Genomic DNA, 19,708 nt, shown 5'->3' on the forward strand with positions numbered 1-19,708 from the left:
TTCAGAGGGCCCGGGGCACTGCCCCGGGCCCTCTGTCATGTCCGCTCGTCACGGCGCTCCGGGCCGTGGGCCCGGGAGATGGGCCCCAGGGCCAGGACCAGGACCAGCGCCAGCCCGGTGCCGGCCAGGGCGTCCACCGCATAGTGCATCTGGCAGTAGACGACGCCGACGGTGAGCAGCACCGCCGGTGGGATCAGCATCGCGCCGAGCGGGCGCCAGCCCCGCCAGGCGGCGGCGGCCGCGACCAGCGTGGCCGCCACGTGGGACGACGGAAACGCCGCGCCGTAGGCGCTGCCACGGGCCAGGGTCCGGTAGACGAGGCGGGCGGGGCCGTTGTCGAGGAAGGCGGGCGACGGCCGGGGGAACTCGTAATACGGGCCGGCGACCGGGTAGAGCAGGAAGACGGCATAGCAGGTGAGGAACGTCGCCATCAGCCAGAGCACGCTGCGTTCGGCCGCCTCGGCCCGGCCCATCGCCAGGAAGAGCAGCGGCGGGCCGAGCACGATCGGATAGTACGCGAAATAGACCGCGTGGAGCAGCGCCGACCAGAACGGGCTCGGATAGGCTTCCCACCAGGTCCGGCTCAGCTCCGATCCGAAGAGCGCCAGCTCCCACCCCCGGACCGCGGCGTCGTGCACGGCGATGGCGCCGAAGTGGTTGAGGAGGTCGATCGCCGGGTAGAAGGCGCCCAGGGTGAGCAGCGGATACACGGTGCGCAGGACCTGCCCGGCTGGCCCCGGGCTGGCGTGCCGCGCGAGCGCCACCAGCAGGACAATCAGCGCATTGGCCACCAGCACCCCGCCCACCGCAGGGTACCCCGGCAGGCGCAGCAGCGCGAGGAGGGCCGTGAAGAGGGCGTACCCGAGGACCAGCCAGTCCACGGGGCGCAGCGGAGCCGGCGGGTTCACAACCAGCGCTGCTCGCGATACCACTGGGCGGTAGCCTGCAGGCCTGCGGGCAGGTCATGCCCTGCCTGCCAGCCGCTGTCGCGAAGCAGCGGCGCGGGATCACCCGTCCACGCGGGCTGGAAGAACTCGTTGGCCTTGTCAGGGGTCAGGATGGTGGCCCGCCCGGCCAGCCGGGCCGCCGCGCCGGTGATCCCGAGCGCCACACGGGCCAGCACCGCGGGCAGCGGCACCACCCGCGGCGGCCGACCGGTGAGCGCGGCTCCCACGGCGCGTACGAACTCGGCGCTGGTGAACACCCCGGCGTGGCAGGCGTAGTACGTCCCGCCCACGGTCCGTTCACTGGTCCCCGCCGCGAGGAGGGCGGCGGCCAGGTCGGGGCCGTAGACGGCGGAAAGCTCCTGGGTGCCGTCCCCGAACACCGGCGCGATCCCGGTCCGGGCGAGCCGGAACACCTTCAGCACCTCGGTATCCCGGGGGCCGTAGACCATCGGCGGTCGTACGATCGTCCACGGCAACGGGCCGGCCCGCACCACGTCCTCGCCCGCGAGCTTCGAGCGGCCGTACGCGGTGACGGGGCGCGGGGGCTCGTTGCCCAGGAGCGGGTGGCCGCGTGGAGCGGGTCCGCCCGCGGCCATGCTCGAGACCAGCACGACGCGAGGCCGCGCCCCGGCGGGCACGGCCTCGAGCAGGTTCCGGGTGCCGTCGCGATTGCCGGCGAGAAACTCGGTTTCGTCACGGGCGGCGACCAGGCCCGCCACATGGAAGATCAGGTCCGCGTCCCGGACCGCCTCGCGGAGGGCGGGCAGCTGATGCAGGTCGCCGGTGACGGTCCGGACGCCCTGGGCCACCAGCCCGGCAGCCCTGGCGGGCGAGCGGACCAATGCGGTGACCTCGATTCCCTGGCGCCGCAGGGTCTCGGCCAGGTGGCTGCCGACGAACCCCGTGGCGCCGGTGACCAGCGCCCTCATAGCGGCCGGTCGTACAGCCGGTAGGTTTTGTAGACCGAGAATTCCATCTTCTCGAGCCCCGCGTTCATCGCGGGATTGTCCTCGAGGATCCAGCCTGCCTCGCCCCAGTAGATGCCGTGCTCGGCCGCCTTGGTCCAGATCCAGTGGTAGAGCATCGCGTCGATGCCCTTGCCGCGCAGCTCCGGGATGACGCCGAGGAGGAGGATCCGCGCCCGGCGCAGCCGGCGCAGCTTGAGGGTGAGCAGCAGGTCGGCGAGCAGCGCGGGCGTGAGGCGGCCGGAGCGGTGCCGCTGGAAGATCGCGTTCAGGTCCGGTAGGGCCAGCCCAAAGCCGATGACCTCACCGTCCTTCTCGGCGAAGGGCACCAGGTCCGCGATCGCCACCGGCTTGAACTGCTCCGCGAGGTGGTCGATCTCCCGGTCGGTCATGGGGATGAAGCCCCAGTTCTTCTCCCAGCACTTGTTGTACAGCACCTTGATCCGTTCCACCTCGCCCCGGAAGTCCTGCATGTTCATCGGGCGGATGGTGATGCCGAGGCGCTGGCGCAGCAGCTCCGTGCCGCGCGCCAGGCGCTCTGGCACCGGGAGGTAGTAGCCCTGGTAGCCACCCCGGTACACCAGCAGGTCCTTGGCCTTGGTGAACCGGGCCGCGTCGAGCAACCGCTCGTAGTACGGCGGGTTGTGAGGCATCATGAGCGTGGGCGGCGTGTCGAATCCCCGGATCAGCAGTCCGCACTCATCATTGGTGGAGAAGGAGGCCGGCCCGCGCATGACGTCGTGCTGGCGTTCGCGCAGCCAGGCCGCGGCCGCCTCGAAGAGCGCGGTGGCCACGTCCTGGTCGTACACCGACTCGAAGAAGCCGAAGAACCCGACCCGGTCGGCGTGGAACTCGTTGTGCAGCCGGTTGGTGATCGCCGCGATGCGGCCCACCACGCCCCCCCCCCGCTCGGCCAGGAAGTACTCGGCCTCCCCGTGCTCGAAGAACGGGTTGGCGGCGCGGTCGAGCAGCTTGCGGACGTCCATACGCAACGGCGGGACCCAGAGTGGGTCCCGCGCGTGGAGTTCGTAGGGCAGGGCGATGAACCGGTCCAGGCCGGCGCCGTCGCGCACCGGCCGGACCGTGACGGGTGCGGTCAGATGACCCCCAGGGCCTTGCCGATCGACGCGAACTGCTCCAGGCAGTAGTCGATCTGGTCGAAGGTGTGGGTGGCCATGAGGCTGGTGCGCAGCCGGCATTGGGACGGTGGCACCGCCGGCGGCATGACCGGGTTGGTGAAGACGCCGGCATCGTAGAGCTTCCGCCAGAACACGAACGTGGTCTCCATCGGGCCGATCAGCACCGGGATGATCGGGGTCTCGGTCTCGCCGATGTTGTACCCGAGGTCGCGCATGCCGTTGATGAAGCGGTGCGTGTTGGCCCACAGCAGGGTGCGCCGCTCCGGCTCGCTTCGCAGCACCTCGAGCGCCGCCAGCACGCCGGCGGTGTTGGCCGGCGGCAGCGACGCGGTGAAGATCAGCGGGCGGCTGTGGTGCTTGAGGAAGTGGATGACGTTCTCGGAGCCCGCCACGAAGCCGCCGATGGAGGCCAGCGACTTCGAGAAGGTCCCCGCGATCAGGTCCACCTCGTCGGTCATGCCGAAGTGCGCCGCGGTGCCGTCGCCGTTGGGGCCGAGGACGCCCAGGGAGTGCGCGTCGTCGAGCGCCAGCGCCACCCCGTGCTTGCGGGCGATGCGCACCAGCTCCGGGACGTTTGCGATGTCCCCTTCCATGGAGTACACGCCGTCGACCACGATCATCGCGCCGCGGTTGTTCCGGGTGCGCTCAATCATGCGGTCGAGGCCCGCCAGGTCGCCGTGGCTGAAGCGCAGGGTGTCGCCGTACGACATCTTGGCGCCATCGACGATCGAGGCGTGGTCGAGCTTGTCGAGGTAGACGAGGTCGCCGCGGCCGATCAGGCCGGAGATGAGCCCGAGGTTGGCCTGGTAACCGGTGGAGAAGACGAGGCAGTCTTCCTTCCCCAGGAACTCCGCCAGCGCGGCCTCGAGCTGGCCGTGGAGGTCGAGGGTGCCATTCAGGAACCGGCTGCCGGTGCACCCCGAGCCGTAGCGATGCAGCGCACGGGAGGCCGCCTCGAGCACCTTGGGGTGGTGGGTCAGGCCCAGGTAGTTGTTCGATCCGAGCATGATCCGCTTCTGGCCTTCGATGACCACCGCGGTGTCTTCGGAATCGGAAATCGGCTTGAAGTAGGGGTACAGCCCCGCCGCCTGGACTTCGCGTGCCTTGGTGAACTGCCGGCACTTGTCGAAGAGCTGGATGTTCTGAATGATCTGGGTATCCACGGCGCCTCTTCTCCGACCTTGGGGAAACATCCGGTCATGATACTAACCCGTTACAAGCTAACGGCTTGTCTCGCGAGACACAAGCAACCGGCCCGGACCGCTCCCGCCCCGCGCTAGATTGCAGCATGCCGCTGATTCGTGGGACCGGCCGGCGACTCCTGCGCCGGTGGTCGGTCCCGGCCTTCCTTGCGCTGGGCACCCTCGCGCCCGCACCGACCGGCCCGGACTACCCCCGCTCCCAGGTGGGGCGATTCGAGGTGGACGGCCTCGACTTCCGGCCGGATGGCGCGTGGCGCCCCGGAACGGATCGTGTCCGCACGCGGCGTCGCGCCCTCCTGGGCCGCGGCCAGCTGGCCCGGCTGAACAGTCCCGGGCTGTCAGCCAGCCGGGTCGCCGGCGCCTTCACCGTGCCGGTCATCCCGATCGCGTTCGCCAATGTGGCCGCTCCCTTTCCCGCCGCGTCCTACCATCAGGTCCTGTTCGCGACGACACCCGCGCCGCTCCCCTACAGCGTCCGGACCTACTATGCCGAGGCCTCGCGGGGCGCGGTGACGATCGACGGCGTGGTCTTCGGCTGGGTCACCGCCGACAGCAGTGACCAGTACTACGAGGACGGCTGCAACGGCATCGGTGTCCTCGCGGCCTGCCCCCACGGGGCCCGGCCGCTTGGCGAGCTGCTGCTCGGTGCCCTGGCCAGGTCCGACACCGGGAGCACGGACTGGGGCCTGTTCGACAACGATGGGGCCGACGGCCAGCCCAACTCCGGTGATGACGACGGCGTCGTGGATTTTGTGACATTCCTGCAGCCAGAGGTCGACGGGGCGTGCGGGACCACCAATCTGTGGGCGCACCGCTACGACGTCGGCGCCTGGTCGAGTGGCGGGTACGTCACCCGCAGCCCGCGGCGCGACGCCCAGGGCCTGGCCATCCCCGGGCAATTCGTCCGGGTGCGCGACTATACCCTGCAGAGCGCGGTGGGCGGGCCGGACGCCTGCACCGCGGGCCAGCTGATGCCGGTCGGCACCGTGTCACACGAGACGGGGCACGCCTTCGGGTTGCCCGACCTCTATGACACGAACCTCCGCAGCCCGGCGGTGACGCAGGGAATCGGCGAGTGGGGCATCATGGGGAGCGGGAACTACACCCAGCCGTACAGCCCCGCGGGGTTCGACGCCTGGTCGCTGGCCGAGCTGGGGTGGGTCGCGGTGGATACCGTGCCCACGGGCGGCACGGTCACCGTGCCGCCACTCGCCAGCGGCGACACGGTCCTGGCCCTGATGGTGACCGGAACGGACGAGTACTTCCTCTTCGAGAACCGCCAGCCGATCGGGAGCGATACCGCCCAGCTCAATCCTGCGTGCACCTTCCGGACCCGGTCCTGTGCCAAGGCGCCGGGGCTGCTCCTCTGGCACGTGGATGCCGGCCAGGTGGCCGCCCACGGATTCCGGCAGGGCAACGCGGTGAACGTCGGCGCGGTGCACGGCGTGGCCCTGGTGCAGGCCGATGGCCTCAACCAGCTGCGCCAGCCGGGTTCCCGGAATCGCGGGGACGGCGGTGACCCCTGGCCGGGCAGCAGTGGCGCGACCCGGTTCGACGAGCTGACCTCGCCGGCGGCCGTCGACAACCAGGGGCGATCCGCAGGCTTCGCGCTGGATTCCATCCGCCAGCTCGCCGCTGGCGGGACCATCGCCTTCCGGCTCACGCGGACCACCCCCGGGACCGTCCTGCTCACCCTGGCCCAGGCGAGCGATGCCCTGGTGCGGCGGGGCACCCTGACCCCGGTGCAGGTGGCGCTGCTCGACTCCCTCGGGAACGGGAACGGCCGCTATGACAGCGGCGACTTCCTTGCCTGGTACCGCCAGCAGCTCTTCACCGCCGCGCAGCAGGGGAGGGCGCCATGAACCGCGGGTGGCGGGCCGTGGCCGCAGCGCTCCTGCTGGCGCTGGGCCTGGGCTGTGGCGAGGACTCGCTCGGGCCCGTGCCGGGCACCCTCGACGTGGTGCTGGCCGATGCGCCACGCCCGGTCGGGGCGGTGCTGTTCCTGGTCGAAGGCGGCGCGGTGGATTCGGTGGAAGCGGTGGGGACCTACCTCGATGCCGCGCCGTACTCGGGAGTGGCCCACCAGGTGCTGGTGGCGGGGAACCGCCTGCACGGCGTCATCGCCCGCGTGCGGGTGCCGGACCTGCGGGTGCGTTACGCGGTGGTGCTCCAGGAGGTGGCCGACGACTCGTCGTACGCCCTGCTCGACGTGGCCGGCCCGCGGCTCTTTCTCGTGGCCAGCGTTCCCTGACGCCTCAGCGGCCCGGCGGCGGACCCGACTCGGCGGGGGCGCGGGTGCGGCAGGTCCAGGCATAGCCGAACTGCAGCACGTGGTCCTTCTCCCGGTCGATCAGCGCGGTCAGCGTCACGCACGGCTGCACATCCACCTGGAACTGGTCGAAGCTGTCGGACAGCTGCACCCGCAGCGCCCGGGGATAGCGGGCCAGGAGGTCGGTGCGCTTGAGCTCGGGGCGTTCGGTGCGGTCGAGGGCGAAGATCAGTCGCTCGTTGTCGTCGAAGTAGAGCTGGAAGAACCCGCGTCCGGGATCGAACTGCCAGCGCGGCCGCAGCGTGACCCCGCCCACCTCCCAGGCGAACTCCGCGGGAAGGCGGCGCGGGTTGCCATCCGCCACGCGGCTGACCACCATCGAATCCGTGCCGCTCAGCATGCGCCGCGCGCCCGGCAGTGTGGTACGGCCCAGCACCAGCTCGCCGTCCTTCCACGATCCTCCACGCACCGGCTCGCCCAGCGGGACCGGGCGCGCGGGAAGCGTCTGGGCCGACGCGGCACCGGCGTGGCAGAGGATCACGAGCATGAGCTGGACGGGCAGGGCGGGTCGCCGCATGAGCCACTCCTTGAGGATGCATGAGCGATATTGGCAAGCTTCGAGCCCGCCGGGAGCCGGTCTCAAGTGCCAGCCCGGCACGGGGTTGCGCGGGGGTGGTGCGTCGAGGGGCCCAGGCGCCGGCCGAGAATGCCGGTCCGCCCGGCGGCTTGCGTGTGCGCCGGATCACCGGATGACGGATTCCCGGGCCGATGCCCCTTCGCTCTCGATCGTGGTCCCGGTGGGCCCGGGCGACGAATCCTGGCGCGACCTGGTCGCCACCCTTGCACCCCAGCTCCTGCCCGGCGAGGAGCTGGTGCTGAGCGCCACCGAGCCGCGGCCCCCGACCGGCGTGCCCGCCGCGGCGGCCTGGCTCCGCGGCCCCCCGGGGCGGGCCCGCCAGCTCAATGCCGGTGCCCACGGCGCGCTGGGACGATGGCTCTGGTTTCTCCACGCCGACACCCTGCTGCCGCCCGACGCCCTCCCGACACTGCGGGAGCGCCTGGCCAGCGGCGCGCCCGCCCTCTGGTACTTCGACCTGCGGTTCCGGGATGACGGCCCTGCCCTCATGCGCCTGACCGCCGTGGGGACCCTCCTCCGCTCACGCCTGCTGGGCCTTCCGTTCGGCGACCAGGGACTGGCCCTTGCCCGCGACGCCTTCGACGCGCTGGGCGGGTTTCCGGAGTCCGCGGCGTACGGCGAGGATCACCTGCTGGTCTGGGCCGCGCGGCGCGGGGGGCTGCCCGTCCGGTCGGTCGGCCGGCCGATCTACACCAGTGCCCGGAAGTACCGTCGGGGCGGCTGGCTGCGCACCACCGCCACCCACCTCTGGCTCACCGCGCGCCAGGCCATCCCGGAGGGCCTGCGATGGCTCACGCGCCCCTAGCCGAAGTCGCGGTGGCCATCTTCGTGAAGACCCCCGGACGCTCGCCGGCCAAGACCCGGCTGGCCGCCGAGATCGGGGCCGTGGCCGCCGCCGGGTGCTATGAGCGGTGCCTCGCGGTGGTCGAGGAGGTGGTGGCGACGGCGACGGCGCGGCTGCCGGGGATGGTCCCGTATTGGGCCGTGGCCGAGTCCGAGGGGCTGACCGACCCGCGCTGGGGCGCCTTCGCGCTGGTGGGGCAGGGCGATGGCTCCCTCGGGCATCGCCTCGACCGTGTCTATCTCGACCTGCTCGAGCGCCATGGCGCCGCGGTGCTCCTCGGCGCCGACTGTCCCCTGCTGTCCCCCGAGGACCTCCTTGCCGCGGCGGGAGCCCTGCGGCGGGGCGAGCCGTTCGTGATCGGGCGGGCCGCGGATGGGGGCTACTACCTGTTCGGCGGGCGCTCATCGGTTCCCCGCGACACCTGGCTGGCGGTACCGTACAGCGCCTCCGACACCGCGGAGCGATTCATGGCGCTGCTGGGTGGCCGGGTGGCGGAGCTTCCGGAGCTGCCGGACGTCGACGTGGCGGCCGACCTGGCCGCGGCGGCCCGCCACCCGCGCGCCGCCGGTCGGGGGCTGCTGCCCGCCCAGCATGAGTTGCTGCAGTGGCTGGCCGCCTCCGGTCTTGACTGATCAACATTTCTTGATACATTGAAGCCGTGACGACCGTTGCCCGTGCCGACCTGACCCGCCTCGCGCGGGTGTTCCACGCCCTCAGCGACGAGACCCGCCTCTGCCTGGTGGGGATGCTGCGGGACGGGGAGCGGTGCGTCTGCGACCTGACCGCCGCCCTCGGTTCGGGGCAGTCGCGGCTGTCATTCCACCTCAAGGCCCTGAAGGAAGCGGGCCTGGTGCAGGATCGGCGGGAGGGGCGCTGGTCGTACTACTCCCTGGTGCCGGGCGCGCTGGACGGGCTCGAGGAGGCCCTGGGCTCGCTCTCGCCCGGGCTGGCGGTGCTCACCATGAAGCGGCGGTGCTGCTGAAGTCGCCGCTCTTTTTTTCATTGTCGTATCAACAATTCTTGATGGAGTTCGGCATGAGCGACATCACCCAGATCGTGCGCGAGCGCTATGGCCAGGCGGCGGTACAGGCGGCCAGCGGGCAGAAGTCGGGCTGCTGCGGGACCGGTAGCTCCTGTGGCTCCGCGGATCCGATCACCCGCGACCTTTACGCCGCCGTCGAGACCGAGGGCCTGCCGGCCCAGGCGCTGCTCGCGTCGCTCGGCTGCGGCAATCCTACCGCCCTCGCCGAGCTCCGGCCGGGCGAGACGGTGCTCGACCTGGGTTCCGGTGGCGGCATCGACGTGCTGCTCTCGGCCCGGCGGGTGGGACCGACGGGCAAGGCCTACGGCCTCGACATGACGGATGAAATGCTTGCCCTCGCCCGCGCCAACCAGGCGCGCGCCGGGGCCACCAACGTGGAGTTCCTGAAGGGCCAGATCGAGGCGATCCCGCTGCCCGACAACTCGGTGGACGTGATCATCTCCAACTGCGTCATCAATCTCTCCGGCGACAAGGACCGGGTGATCGCCGAGGCGTTCCGGGTGCTCAAGCCGGGGGGGCGCTTTGCTGTGTCGGACGTGGTCACTCGCGGCACCCTGCCGGCCACCGTGCGCCAGAGCCTGGCGCTGTGGACCGGGTGCGTGGCCGGGGCCCTGGGCGACGACGAGTACATCGGCAAGCTGGTCCGGGCCGGGTTCACCCAGGCCTCGGTGGAGCCGACCCGTGTGTACGCCGCCGCCGATGCGCGGGAGTTCCTGGGCGACGCCGGGCTCGATGCCGACGCGCTCGCCGCCGAGCTCGACGGCAAGGTGATGGGGGCGTTCATCCGCGCCACCAAGCCGGAGGCCGGATGCGGGTGCGGGCCGAGCTGCTGCGGCGGGGCACGGTGAACATCACGCCACTCGGGGCTGACGAACTGCCCGAGGTGTCGGCCCTGCTCGTGGCCAACGGACTCCCGGTGGCCGACCTCTCCCCTGCGATCCACTTCCTGGGCGTCCGGGATGACCGCGGGCTCGAGGGCATCGTCGGCCTGGAGCGGCATGGAACGGACGGACTGCTCCGTTCGCTGGCGGTCCGGCCCGACCGCCGCGGGAGCGGGCTCGGCTCCGCGCTGGTGCTCGAGGTCGAGCGGCTGGCCCGCTCCGAGGGGCTCGCCTCGCTCTACCTCCTCACGACCACCGCGGAGCCGTTCTTTGCGCACCGTGGCTACGCCCCGATTCCCCGCGACGCCGTGGCGCCCGCCATCCGGGCGAGCAGCGAGTTTGCCAGCGTCTGCCCCACGAGTGCGAGCGTGATGCGCAAGGCCGTCGACCGGGGCACCGAATGACCGGCGCGCCGGCGGCCCCCGTCCTCGGGCGGCTCTCGACGGTCGACCGCTACCTCCCGGTCTGGATCTTCGTGGCCATGGCGCTCGGCCTGGTGCTGGGGCGGGCGTTCCCGGGGCTTGGCGCGGCGCTCGACCGCGTCAAGCTGGCGGGCGTCTCGGTGCCGATCGGGATCGGCCTCCTGTGGATGATGTACCCGGTCCTGGCCAAGGTGCGGTACGAGGCGATCGGCGACCACGTGGCCAACCGCCGGCTGCTTGGCACCTCGCTCGTGCTCAACTGGGTGGTGGGCCCGGTGGTGATGTTCGCGGTGGCCTGGCTGCTGCTGCCCGACCTGCCCGCGTACCGGAACGGGCTCATCATCGTGGGGCTGGCCCGCTGCATCGCGATGGTGCTCATCTGGAACAACCTCGCCTGCGGCTCGGGGGAGCTGGCCGCGGTCCTGGTGGCGCTCAACTCGGTCTTCCAGATCCTGTCGTACTCGGTGCTGGGTTACTTCTTCCTGGCCGTCGTGCCGGGATGGCTCGGGGCGGCGGGCGCGGGGCTCGACGTGTCCATGCTGGAGATCGCAAAGAGCGTCCTCATCTTCCTCGGCATCCCATTGCTCGCCGGCTACTTCACCCGCCGCATCCTGGTCCGCCGGCGGGGCGCCGCCTGGTACGAGGAGACCTTCCTGCCGCGCATCGGCCCGACCGCGCTCCTGGGCCTGCTCTACACGATCGTCCTGATGTTCGCGATGCAGGGCGACCGCATCCTGGACCGCCCGCTCGACGTGCTGCGGATCGCGCTGCCGCTCCTGATCTACTTCCTGATCATGTTCGGCCTCGGGTTCCTGCTCTCCCGCTGGCTCCGCTTCGGGTACCCCGAGGCGGCGGCGCTTTCCTTCACCGCGGCGGGCAACAACTTCGAACTGGCGATCGCGGTGGCCATCGGCACCTTCGGCATCAGCTCCGCCGAGGCGCTCGCGGCGGTGGTCGGGCCGCTCATCGAGGTGCCCGCCCTCGTCGGTCTCGTGTACGTCTCGCTCTGGGCCCGTCGCTTCTTCCCCGACGCGCCCGCCCCATCCCTCACCCCGACCACGCCATGACCTCCGCCCCCGCTCCCTTCCGCGTGCTCATCCTCTGTACCGGCAACTCCGCCCGCAGCCAGATCGCCGAGGCGCTGCTCGCCCACAAGGGCGCCGGCCGGTTCGAGGTGGTCAGCGCCGGGTCACGCCCCGCCGGCCGGGTGAACCCCTTCGCCGTCCAGGTCCTCGGGGAGGCGGGCATCCGGTGGGAAGGCAAGGTGCCGAAAGGCCTCGACGGGCTCGAGACCCAGCGGTGGGACTTCGTGATCACGGTGTGCGATCGCGCCAGGGAGGCCTGCCCGATCTTTCCGGGCACCCCGATCCTGGCGCACTGGGGCATGCCGGATCCCGCGGAGGTCGAGGGAACCGAAGAGGTGAAGCGCCGTGCCTTCCAGGACACGATGGTGACCCTCGGCCGACGGATCGACCTGCTCCTGGCCCTGCCGATCGCCAAGCTCGAGCGGCTGGCCCTGGAGCGCGAGGTACGGGGGATCGGCACTCGGTGAGCCGCGAGACCGGTTGACGCAGGACTACCTACTAGTAGATTGACCGCATGACCGCGCCTGCTCCGACCGCCGACCGCATCCTCGATATCGCCGAGCAGCTGGTCCAGACGCGCGGCTACGAGGCATTCAGCTACGCCGACATCGCGGACGCGCTCAGCATCCGCAAGGCGAGCATCCACTACCACTACCCGAGCAAGGCGGAGCTGACCCGCGCCGTGGCGGCGCGGTACCGTCAGGCCTTCGCGGCGCGCCTGGCGCAGCTCGACCGGGAGTTCCCCGACGCCACCCGGCGGCTGATGCGCTATGTGCGGCTCTTCCAGGAGGCGCTGCGCGAGGGGGACCACATGTGCCTGTACGGCATGCTGGCCTCCGATGTCGCCACGCTGCCCGAGCCGGTCCGTGCCGAGGTGCTCGCGTTCTTCGAGGAGCAGGAGCAGTGGCTGGGCCGGCTGCTGGCCCAGGGGCGCTCCGCCGGCGAGTTCCGGTTCGATGGCAAGCCGGAGGCGGCGGCGAGCGCGCTGCTTGCCGGCCTTGAAGGCGCGATGCTGCTGGCCCGCTCCCGGCGCGACGTGGCGCATTTCGCGTCGGTGGCGCTCCGGCTGGTCGGTGCCCTCACGAGCGAGGGGTAGTGGCGCAGTGGCGGGCGGTGGCCTGGGGGGGCTGCGCTTGACGGCGCCCGCCCCCGGGCTCAGGTTCCGGGACGATTCCATCGGGAGGGTGTGATGGCTGATGAGGTGATTCAGGAGCGGCGGATGTTTCTGCAGGCCTGCGGCCTGATCGGGCTGGCCGTGGCGGCCGAAGGGCTGACGGGGGCGTCCCGTGAACTCGCCGCCGCGGTCCGGGTGAGCCGGCCGGGACCGGATGATCCGCCGATCCCCAACGAGATCGTGCAGCGCATCTTCGATGAGCGCTTCCAGGGCCGGCCGATCACCCGCGGGCACGTGACGCTCGACATGCCGGCCATGGCCGAGGATGGGCGCTACGTCCCCGTGATCATCGAGTCCGACCTGCCGATGACCGCCGAGCAGCACGTGAAGAGCGTGTTCCTGATCGTGGACCACAACCCCGATCCGCTGGTGACCGCCTTCCACCTCTCTCCGCTGGTCGGGCCGGTCGCCATCCAGACCCGCATCAAGATGAAGCGCACGAGTGTCATCCGGGCGATCGTCGAGACCAGCGGCGGCGAGCTGTGGGCGGACTACCTCAAGGTCGAAACCACTTTGAACGGGTGCGGCTGACATGCCTGAGACCGGCAAGACCAGGGTCGTCCTGCCCGAGCGCATCCAGCGCGGCGACGTCATCCGGGTGCAGGTGGTGATGCAGCACCCGATGGACACGGGCTTCTTCCGGGACGCGAACGCCAACATCATCCCCGCCTGGTTCATCAGCGAGGTGCGGGTGCGCTACGGCGACGCCGAGGTGGCGCGCTTCGAGTGGACCTCGGGCATCAGCAAGGACCCGATGGTGGCCTTCCAGCTCAAGGCCGACCGCGAGGGCCTGCTGACCGTGGACAGTCGCGACAGCCGGGGCAGCGCCTTCAGCGGGCAGGCCGAGATCAAGTTCGCGACCACGTGAGCGCGCCCGGGGCGCCGCTGGCTCGGCGGCTCGGTCGTCCGGCGGCTCGGTGGCGGGGAGGGGCGGGGGCGTGGACATGCGCCTTCGCCCTTGTCGTTGCCGCCCCCCTCGTGGCCCAGGACTCCGTGCCCTTCCGGGCCTTCTCGCCCACGACCGAGCGCACCCGCTATCCGGTCCGGCGCCTGGCCCCGGGTGTCTTCGCGGTGCTTGGTGATTCGGGGCAGGGGGCCGAGGGCCGACCCAACGCCGGGTTCGTGGACACGCGCGACGGGGTCGTGGCCGTGGGCGGGCTGGCCAGCCCCGCCCAGGCCCGGGCGGTGTTGCGCACCCTGCGGTCGCGGACCCGGGGCCCGTTGCGCTACCTCGTCCTGTACGCCCATCACCCCGACATGATGTTCGGCGCGATCGAGTTCAAGCGCGCGGGGGCCGCGATCGTGGCCCACCCGGACACCCGGGTGCTGGCCGCCGAGGCCGGCCCAGACCAGATGGTGGCCGACTGGGACCGGGTGGTGGGGCTGCAGGAGCTGCTCGGCTTCGAGTTCGCCAACACGCCGGACCGGCCCGTCACCGGCCGCGACACGCTCCGGCTGGGGGGGAGGGAGATGATCCTGATCCACCCCGGGCCCGCGCACTCCCGGGGCGACCTCATGCTGTGGCTCCCGCGGGAGCGGGTGCTCTTTGTCGGGGACCTCCTGCTCGAGGACGGCGTCAGCATGGTGGTCGACGGCAGCGCGCGGGCCCTGCTCGCCGCCCTCGACCTCATCGATTCGCTGGCGCCACGGGTGCTGGTACCCGGGCATGGCCGCATCCCGGCCAGCCCGCGGGCGCTCACGGACTCGACCCGTCGCTACCTCCGGACGGTGCGTGACTCGATGGCCGCCGAGGTGAAGCGGGGAACCTCCATGCGGCGCGCGCTGGAACGCTTCCCGCAGGCCAATGGGCGGCGCCCGGTGGCGCTGGAATCACGCATTCGCCGCAACGCCGCCCGCATCTTCCGGGAGGTCGAGGCGGAGGCCCTGGGACTCGAGGAGAGCGAATGAACCGGTGGAGGCGTGCATCCGGCGTCACGGCGGCGCTGCTCGCGCTGACGCTCGGTGACCCAATCCTGGCGCAGCAGCCGCCGGCGCCCCGCCTGGTCGGGACGGCAGAACTGGCGCGGCTCCTCGCGGCGGATGTGGCAGTCGAGCCGGCGGAAGGCCAGGCGCGCAGGACGCCGGTGCTCGTCATCGACGTGCGCCAGTCCTGGACCAGCTACCTGCAGAACCACCTGACCGGGGCGGTGTGGCTCAACGTGGAGACGCTCCGGGCCCAGCGCGATGAGCTGCCGTTCCAGCTGCTGTCGGGCGCCCAGTACGCCGAGCTGTTCCGGCGCCTGGGGGCCACGCCCACGCGGAGGATCGTGATCTACAGCGCGGGGGAGCAGCTCGACATCGATGCCACCTTCACGGCGTGGCTGCTCGCCTCGGCGGGGGCGCGGGAGGTGACGGTGCTCGACGGCGGCTACGCCAAGTGGGAACTCGAGGCCCGCCCGGTGACCCAGCGGTATCCGCGCACGGCCATCGGCCGGGACGGGTTCCGCGCCAGGGCGTTCCGGCCCTCGGTGGCGAGCCTGGCGGAGGTGATCGCGGCTAGCCAGGGGGGTGGAGCGCTGCTGGTGGATGCGCGGCCGCCCGAGCAGTTCGCCGGGTCCGCTGGGGCGCAGCTGCGGCGGGGGCACATCCCGGGCGCCATCAATCACCCCTGGAAGGACGACCTCGAGAAGGTGGACCTGGCGCTGGTCTGGAAGGACACGACGGCGCTCCGGGCCGCCTACGCGGCGCAGGGCATCACCCCGGATCGCGACATCATCCTCTACTGCAACAGCGGCACCGAGGCGAGCCACGTCTTCTTTGCGCTCCGCTTCCTGCTCGGGTACCCGCGGGTCCGGATCTTCACCGGCTCGTGGACCCAGTGGGCGGAGCGGGACGAGCTGCCGGTGGCCCGCTAGGCCCGCTCACCGCCGTGTCGGCCGCGGGTCAGGGCATTGCCCGCAGCTCTGCCGGATCGTACTGCACCCCACCACGCATCACCCAGCGCACCGCGCCCACGTTGCGGATATCGGCCAGGGGATCGGCCGCGAGGAGCACCAGGTCGGCCAGCTTGCCCGTTTGAATGGTGCCCAGCTGGGCCGCCGCCGGACCGATGGCCAGCGCCGCGTCCCGCGTGGCGGCGAGCAGCGCCCGGGCCGGCGTCATTCCCACGGAATCCACGAACAACCGCAGCTCGACCTCGAGCTGTGCCCGCTCCCCCATGGGGCCGTAGGCCACGTGGTCGGTGCCGGCGGTCAGACGCACGCCGCGGAGGGCCGCCTGCCGGGTGACTTCCATGCCGAAGACGCTGGCCGCGATGGCATACCGGTCGGGCAGCGCCTGGGTCCGGCGCCGGCTCCGGCCCGCGCGCTCGGCGGAGAGCAGGGTGGCGTGGAGGGTGGGCTCGAGGAAGGTGCCGCGCACCGCCAGGGTGTCGAGGGTGGCGAGCACCGCCGGGCGGCGGGCCGCCTCGGCGGTCTGGGCCGAGTCGGCGGTGACCTGGAGCAGCGAGGTGCTGGTCCGCAGCGTGTCACGGGTATCGTGCGCGATGAGCTCGCCCGCGAGCCCGGCGGCGTGCACCACGCCGTCCTGCCCCGCCTGGGACTGCTCGCGGACATTCGCGGGCTGCACCCAGCCGTGGCCCCACACCGGCAGGCCACGCGCGTGGGCCGCGGTCACCAGCCGCGCCACCTGGGCGGAGTCGAGATCCTGGTAGAGCTTGAGCCCGATCGCGCCGGCCTCCACGGCGGAACGCACCACACCATCGGCGTTGCCGGCGGGGGGGAACATGATCGGGTACCATCCGAGCTGCCGCATGCCGCCGGAGGCGGGCGCGTGGCGCACCACGTTGCCATCGGGGCGGCGCTCGGTCTCGGGCGAGAAGAAGTGGATGCCGGCCACGAGCTGCATGGGGAACACCCGCGGGGCGGGACCGGCCGCGGTCGCGGCCTCGAGCAGGCGGGCCGGGTTGTTGCCCATGTCGCGGACGGCGGTGACGCCGCGCGCCAGGAGGTCGTGCAGGTCGGAGCGGATCGAGGTGTCGGTCACGCCGCGGGGCCGGAACAGCAGGTGCACGTGGGTATCGATCAGGCCCGGGAGCAGGTAGCCACCGGCGGCGTCGAGCACCCGCGCGCCTGGTGGGACGGGGCATTCGGCGCGCGGCCCGGCGCAGCGCACCGTGCCACCGGCCACCACCACCACCGCGTCCGGCACCGGCGGCGCGCCGGTGCCGTCCCACAGCGTGGCGCCGACGATGGCGGCCACCCCGGCCTCCTGTGCTCCCAGCGGCGCTCCCGCGAGTGGCAGGGCGAGGGCAAGCAGGCCGGCGATGCGGGAGGAGACCATGGCCGTGTCCAAGGTTGGGGTCGGAGGGGACGACCTCCCCTACAATAGGACGGGGGCGCCGAAAGGTCACCCCTTCCCGTGCCCCGGGGTCACAGTCCAGCCGCCGGACTTGACCGGCCCGCCGGTCGGGCCCATCCTGCAACGTCACCCTCCTCCTCCCCGACCCTCATCCGGGACCCTGCGCCGTGATCCAACTGCTCGTCAACGGGAAGCCGCATCGGGTGGATGTGGCGCCCGACACGCCCCTGCTCTGGGTGCTGCGTGATACGCTCGCCCTCACCGGTACCAAATACGGCTGCGGCATGGCGCAGTGTGGCGCCTGTACCGTCCACCTCGACGGCCAGGCCATCCGCAGCTGCTCCACCCCGGTGAGTGCCGCCGCCGGGAAGAAGATCACCACCATCGAGGGCCTCTCGGCCGACGGCAGCCATCCGCTGCAGCAGGCCTGGGTGGCGGAGCAGGTGCCGCAGTGCGGCTACTGCCAGTCGGGGCAGATCATGCAGGCGGCCGCGCTGCTCAGCCAGACGCCGAAGCCCTCCGACGCGGACATCGATGCGGCCATGGCGGGCAACATCTGCCGCTGCGGCACCTACCAGCGAATCCGCGCGGCGATCCACCGCGCGGCGGAGGCGTAACCCATGATCAGCATGCCTCAGGTGTCCCGGCGCCAGTTTCTCCGGGTCAGCGCCGTGGCCGGCGCGGGGCTGACCCTTGCGGTGTCGCTCGACGGCTGCGGGCCGGGCGGCGAGCCGGCGGCGGCGGGGCCGGGGGAGCCGGTGTTTCTGCCCAACGCCTTCGTCCGGGTGGACGAGCAGGGATGGGTGACGGTGATCTCCAAGCACGTCGAGATGGGCCAGGGGACTTACACCGGGCTCGCCACCATCGTGGCCGAGGAGCTGGACGCCGACTGGGACAAGGTGCGCGTGGAGGGTGCCCCCGCCGACGCGGCGAAGTACGCCAACCTCGCCTTCGGGGTACAGGGCACGGGGGGCAGCACCTCGATTGCCAATTCGTGGCCGCAGCTGCGTGCCGCCGGCGCCACCGCGCGGGCCATGCTGGTGGCGGCGGCCGCCGCCGAGTGGAAGGTGGACGCCGCGACGCTCACCACGGAGCGCGGCGTCATCACCAATCCCGCCAACGGCAAGCGCTTGGGCTATGGCCAGGTGGCCCGGGCGGCGGCGGCCCTCCCGGTGCCGGAGCAGGTGCCGCTCAAGGACCCCGCCAGCTTCCGCCTGATCGGCAAGCGTGCCCCGCGGGTGGATGCGCGGGCCAAGGTCACCGGCTCGGCGCCGTTCACCCAGGATGTCTCCCTCCCGGGCATGCTCACGGCCGTGGTGGCGCACCCGCCGCGGTTCGGGGCCACCGTCCGGAGCTTCGATGCCTCGGCCGCGAAGGCGGTCCCGGGGGTGCGGGAGGTGGTGCAGATCCCCACCGGCGTCGCCGTCCTCGCCGACGGCTTCTGGGCGGCCCGCCAGGGGCGTGACGCGCTGGTCATCGACTGGGACGAGAGCAAGGCCTTCCGTGGCAGCACGCCGGCGCTGTTCGCGGAGTACCGCGCGCTGGCCGCGAAGCCGGGCACCATCGCCCGGAAGGACGGCCAGGGCGCGGCGGCGGTGCGCGGCGAGCGGCAGGCGGCGGCCGTCTATGAGCTGCCCTTCCTGGCCCACGCCTGCATGGAGCCGCTCAACTGCGTGGTGCGGCTCTCCGCCGACGGATGCGAGATCTGGAACGGCGAGCAGTTCCACACCCCAGACCAGATGGCGGTCGCCGCGGTGACGGGGCTCAGGCCGGAACAGGTCACCATTCACATGCTGTACGCCGGCGGCAGCTTCGGGCGGCGGGCCAACCCGCAGGCGGACTACGTCGTGGAAGCGGTCACGATCGCCCGGGCCATCGAGGGCCGCGCGCCGGTCAAGATGGTCTGGACCCGGGAGGACGACACCCGGGCTGGCTACTACCGGCCGATGTACGTGCACGCCGTGAAGGCCGCGCTGGGCCCCGACGGGCGCGCGGCGGCCTGGCACCATCGCGTAGTGGGCCAGTCCATCATGAAGGGCAGCGCCTTCGAGGGCTTTATCCAGAAGGGCATCGACCCGACCTCGGTCGAAGGCATCACGGACACGGGGTATGGCATCCCCCACTTCCAGGTGGAGCTGCACACCACCACGCTCGGGGTCCCGATCCAGTGGTGGCGGTCGGTGGGTCACACCCACACCGCGTTCGTGATGGAGACCATGATGGACGAGCTCGCCGTGCTCGCCGGCCAGGACCCGGTGGCGTTCCGGGAGGCGCATCTCGGCGCCGCGCCCAGGCACCTGGGGGTGCTCCGCCTGGCCGCCGAGAAGGCGGGGTGGGGCACGCCGCTGCCGGCCGGCCGGGCCCGCGGGGTGGCGGTGCACCAGTCGTTCGGCAGCTACGTCGCGGAGGTGGCGGAGGTCTCCCTCGAGAACGGGGCGCCGCGGGTCCACCGGGTGGTCTGCGCGGTGGACTGCGGGGTCGCGGTCAATCCGGACGTGATCACCATGCAGATGCAGAGCAGCATCGCCTACGCGCTCTCGGCCCTGCTGCACGGCGCCGTGACGCTCAAGGACGGGGTGGTGGAGCAGGCCAACTTCGACACCTACAAGGTGCTGCGCCTCCCGGAGATGCCGGAGGTGGAGGTGCACATCGTGCCGTCGGCCGAGCCCCCGAGCGGGGTCGGCGAGCCCGGCACCCCGCCGCTCGCACCGGCGGTGGCGAACGCCATGTTCCAGCTCACGGGCACCCGGGTGCGGACGCTGCCGGTGGCGTAGAGCGGTCGGGCGGTAGGGCGGTAGGGCG

General features: G+C 72.0%; 22 protein-coding genes. 16 read left to right on the forward strand and 6 right to left on the reverse strand.

Translation table 11 applies throughout. The annotated features are described in order from the left end of the window. Nucleotides 1–35: 35 nt before the first annotated feature. The 4 genes from IPJ95_08235 to IPJ95_08250 are packed head-to-tail and all read right to left on the reverse strand — an operon-like array spanning nucleotide 36 to nucleotide 4,190. A complete protein-coding gene (locus tag IPJ95_08235; protein MBK7923606.1) occupies nucleotides 36–908 on the reverse strand; it encodes a phosphatase PAP2 family protein in 873 nt (290 codons plus the stop codon). After that, the gene (locus IPJ95_08240; protein ID MBK7923607.1) at nucleotides 905–1,876 is read right to left on the reverse strand and encodes an NAD(P)-dependent oxidoreductase; all 972 of its coding nucleotides are present in this window, start codon (nucleotides 1,874–1,876) and stop codon (nucleotides 905–907) included. Before IPJ95_08240 ends, IPJ95_08235 begins: the two co-directional genes overlap by 4 nt. Next, nucleotides 1,873–3,012: an N-acetyltransferase gene (locus tag IPJ95_08245; GenBank protein MBK7923608.1), complete on the reverse strand. Its 1,140-nt coding sequence runs from the start codon at nucleotides 3,010–3,012 to the stop codon at nucleotides 1,873–1,875. The genes IPJ95_08240 and IPJ95_08245 overlap by 4 nt, the downstream gene beginning before the upstream one ends. After that, the gene (locus IPJ95_08250) at nucleotides 3,009–4,190 is read right to left on the reverse strand and encodes a pyridoxal phosphate-dependent aminotransferase family protein (protein ID MBK7923609.1); all 1,182 of its coding nucleotides are present in this window, start codon (nucleotides 4,188–4,190) and stop codon (nucleotides 3,009–3,011) included. The genes IPJ95_08245 and IPJ95_08250 overlap by 4 nt, the downstream gene beginning before the upstream one ends. Nucleotides 4,191–4,339: 149 nt before the next feature. On the opposite strand from IPJ95_08250, the gene IPJ95_08255 reads away from it, so the two are divergent. Both IPJ95_08255 and IPJ95_08260 read left to right on the forward strand, forming a co-directional pair. Then, complete coding sequence (locus IPJ95_08255; GenBank protein ID MBK7923610.1) at nucleotides 4,340–6,115, forward strand: M6 family metalloprotease domain-containing protein; 1,776 nt, start codon at nucleotides 4,340–4,342, stop codon at nucleotides 6,113–6,115. Nucleotides 6,116–6,132: 17 nt separating this feature from the next. Continuing rightward, nucleotides 6,133–6,504, forward strand: coding sequence for a hypothetical protein (locus IPJ95_08260; protein MBK7923611.1), 372 nt, complete (start codon nucleotides 6,133–6,135; stop codon nucleotides 6,502–6,504). Nucleotides 6,505–6,508: 4 nt separating this feature from the next. Here the strand turns inward: IPJ95_08260 and IPJ95_08265 are convergent, their stop codons facing one another. Next, the gene (locus IPJ95_08265; GenBank protein ID MBK7923612.1) at nucleotides 6,509–7,099 is read right to left on the reverse strand and encodes a hypothetical protein; all 591 of its coding nucleotides are present in this window, start codon (nucleotides 7,097–7,099) and stop codon (nucleotides 6,509–6,511) included. Between the two features lie 172 nt (nucleotides 7,100–7,271). On the opposite strand from IPJ95_08265, the gene IPJ95_08270 reads away from it, so the two are divergent. From IPJ95_08270 to IPJ95_08325, 12 genes are all read left to right on the forward strand, one after another. Continuing rightward, nucleotides 7,272–7,964, forward strand: coding sequence for a glycosyltransferase family 2 protein (locus IPJ95_08270; protein MBK7923613.1), 693 nt, complete (start codon nucleotides 7,272–7,274; stop codon nucleotides 7,962–7,964). Continuing rightward, entirely contained in the window at nucleotides 7,946–8,635 is a 690-nt protein-coding gene (locus IPJ95_08275) for a DUF2064 domain-containing protein (GenBank protein ID MBK7923614.1), read from the forward strand. Before IPJ95_08270 ends, IPJ95_08275 begins: the two co-directional genes overlap by 19 nt. Nucleotides 8,636–8,661: 26 nt before the next feature. After that, entirely contained in the window at nucleotides 8,662–8,985 is a 324-nt protein-coding gene (locus IPJ95_08280) for a winged helix-turn-helix transcriptional regulator (GenBank protein MBK7923615.1), read from the forward strand. 41 nt (nucleotides 8,986–9,026) lie between these two features. Beyond that, entirely contained in the window at nucleotides 9,027–9,893 is an 867-nt protein-coding gene (locus tag IPJ95_08285) for an arsenite methyltransferase (GenBank protein ID MBK7923616.1), read from the forward strand. Next, entirely contained in the window at nucleotides 9,854–10,330 is a 477-nt protein-coding gene (locus tag IPJ95_08290; GenBank protein ID MBK7923617.1) for a GNAT family N-acetyltransferase, read from the forward strand. The genes IPJ95_08285 and IPJ95_08290 overlap by 40 nt, the downstream gene beginning before the upstream one ends. Next, nucleotides 10,327–11,415 carry an ACR3 family arsenite efflux transporter gene (arsB, locus tag IPJ95_08295; protein ID MBK7923618.1) on the forward strand — a complete coding sequence of 363 codons (1,089 nt, stop codon included), beginning with the start codon at nucleotides 10,327–10,329 and terminating at the stop codon, nucleotides 11,413–11,415. Before IPJ95_08290 ends, arsB begins: the two co-directional genes overlap by 4 nt. Further along, nucleotides 11,412–11,900 carry an arsenate reductase ArsC gene (locus IPJ95_08300; protein ID MBK7923619.1) on the forward strand — a complete coding sequence of 163 codons (489 nt, stop codon included), beginning with the start codon at nucleotides 11,412–11,414 and terminating at the stop codon, nucleotides 11,898–11,900. Before arsB ends, IPJ95_08300 begins: the two co-directional genes overlap by 4 nt. Nucleotides 11,901–11,947: 47 nt before the next feature. Further along, a complete protein-coding gene (locus IPJ95_08305) occupies nucleotides 11,948–12,529 on the forward strand; it encodes a TetR/AcrR family transcriptional regulator (GenBank protein MBK7923620.1) in 582 nt (193 codons plus the stop codon). Nucleotides 12,530–12,622: 93 nt separating this feature from the next. After that, nucleotides 12,623–13,138 carry a thiosulfate oxidation carrier protein SoxY gene (locus IPJ95_08310; protein ID MBK7923621.1) on the forward strand — a complete coding sequence of 172 codons (516 nt, stop codon included), beginning with the start codon at nucleotides 12,623–12,625 and terminating at the stop codon, nucleotides 13,136–13,138. Between the two features lies 1 nt (nucleotide 13,139). Beyond that, entirely contained in the window at nucleotides 13,140–13,475 is a 336-nt protein-coding gene (soxZ, locus tag IPJ95_08315; protein MBK7923622.1) for a thiosulfate oxidation carrier complex protein SoxZ, read from the forward strand. A 125-nt stretch (nucleotides 13,476–13,600) separates the two neighbouring features. Beyond that, complete coding sequence (locus IPJ95_08320) at nucleotides 13,601–14,515, forward strand: MBL fold metallo-hydrolase (GenBank protein ID MBK7923623.1); 915 nt, start codon at nucleotides 13,601–13,603, stop codon at nucleotides 14,513–14,515. Further along, on the forward strand, nucleotides 14,512–15,462 hold the full coding sequence (locus IPJ95_08325) for a sulfurtransferase (GenBank protein ID MBK7923624.1): 951 nt from the start codon (nucleotides 14,512–14,514) through the stop codon (nucleotides 15,460–15,462). The genes IPJ95_08320 and IPJ95_08325 overlap by 4 nt, the downstream gene beginning before the upstream one ends. A gap of 28 nt (nucleotides 15,463–15,490) precedes the next feature. Here the strand turns inward: IPJ95_08325 and IPJ95_08330 are convergent, their stop codons facing one another. Next, entirely contained in the window at nucleotides 15,491–16,888 is a 1,398-nt protein-coding gene (locus IPJ95_08330) for an amidohydrolase family protein (protein MBK7923625.1), read from the reverse strand. Nucleotides 16,889–17,073: 185 nt separating this feature from the next. On the opposite strand from IPJ95_08330, the gene IPJ95_08335 reads away from it, so the two are divergent. Both IPJ95_08335 and IPJ95_08340 read left to right on the forward strand, forming a co-directional pair. Next, nucleotides 17,074–17,523 carry a (2Fe-2S)-binding protein gene (locus IPJ95_08335; GenBank protein MBK7923626.1) on the forward strand — a complete coding sequence of 150 codons (450 nt, stop codon included), beginning with the start codon at nucleotides 17,074–17,076 and terminating at the stop codon, nucleotides 17,521–17,523. Between the two features lie 3 nt (nucleotides 17,524–17,526). Then, a complete protein-coding gene (locus tag IPJ95_08340; protein MBK7923627.1) occupies nucleotides 17,527–19,680 on the forward strand; it encodes a xanthine dehydrogenase family protein molybdopterin-binding subunit in 2,154 nt (717 codons plus the stop codon). Nucleotides 19,681–19,708 lie beyond the last annotated feature (28 nt).

Source organism: Gemmatimonadota bacterium (assembly GCA_016713785.1).
Lineage (GTDB): Bacteria > Gemmatimonadota > Gemmatimonadetes > Gemmatimonadales > GWC2-71-9 > JADJOM01.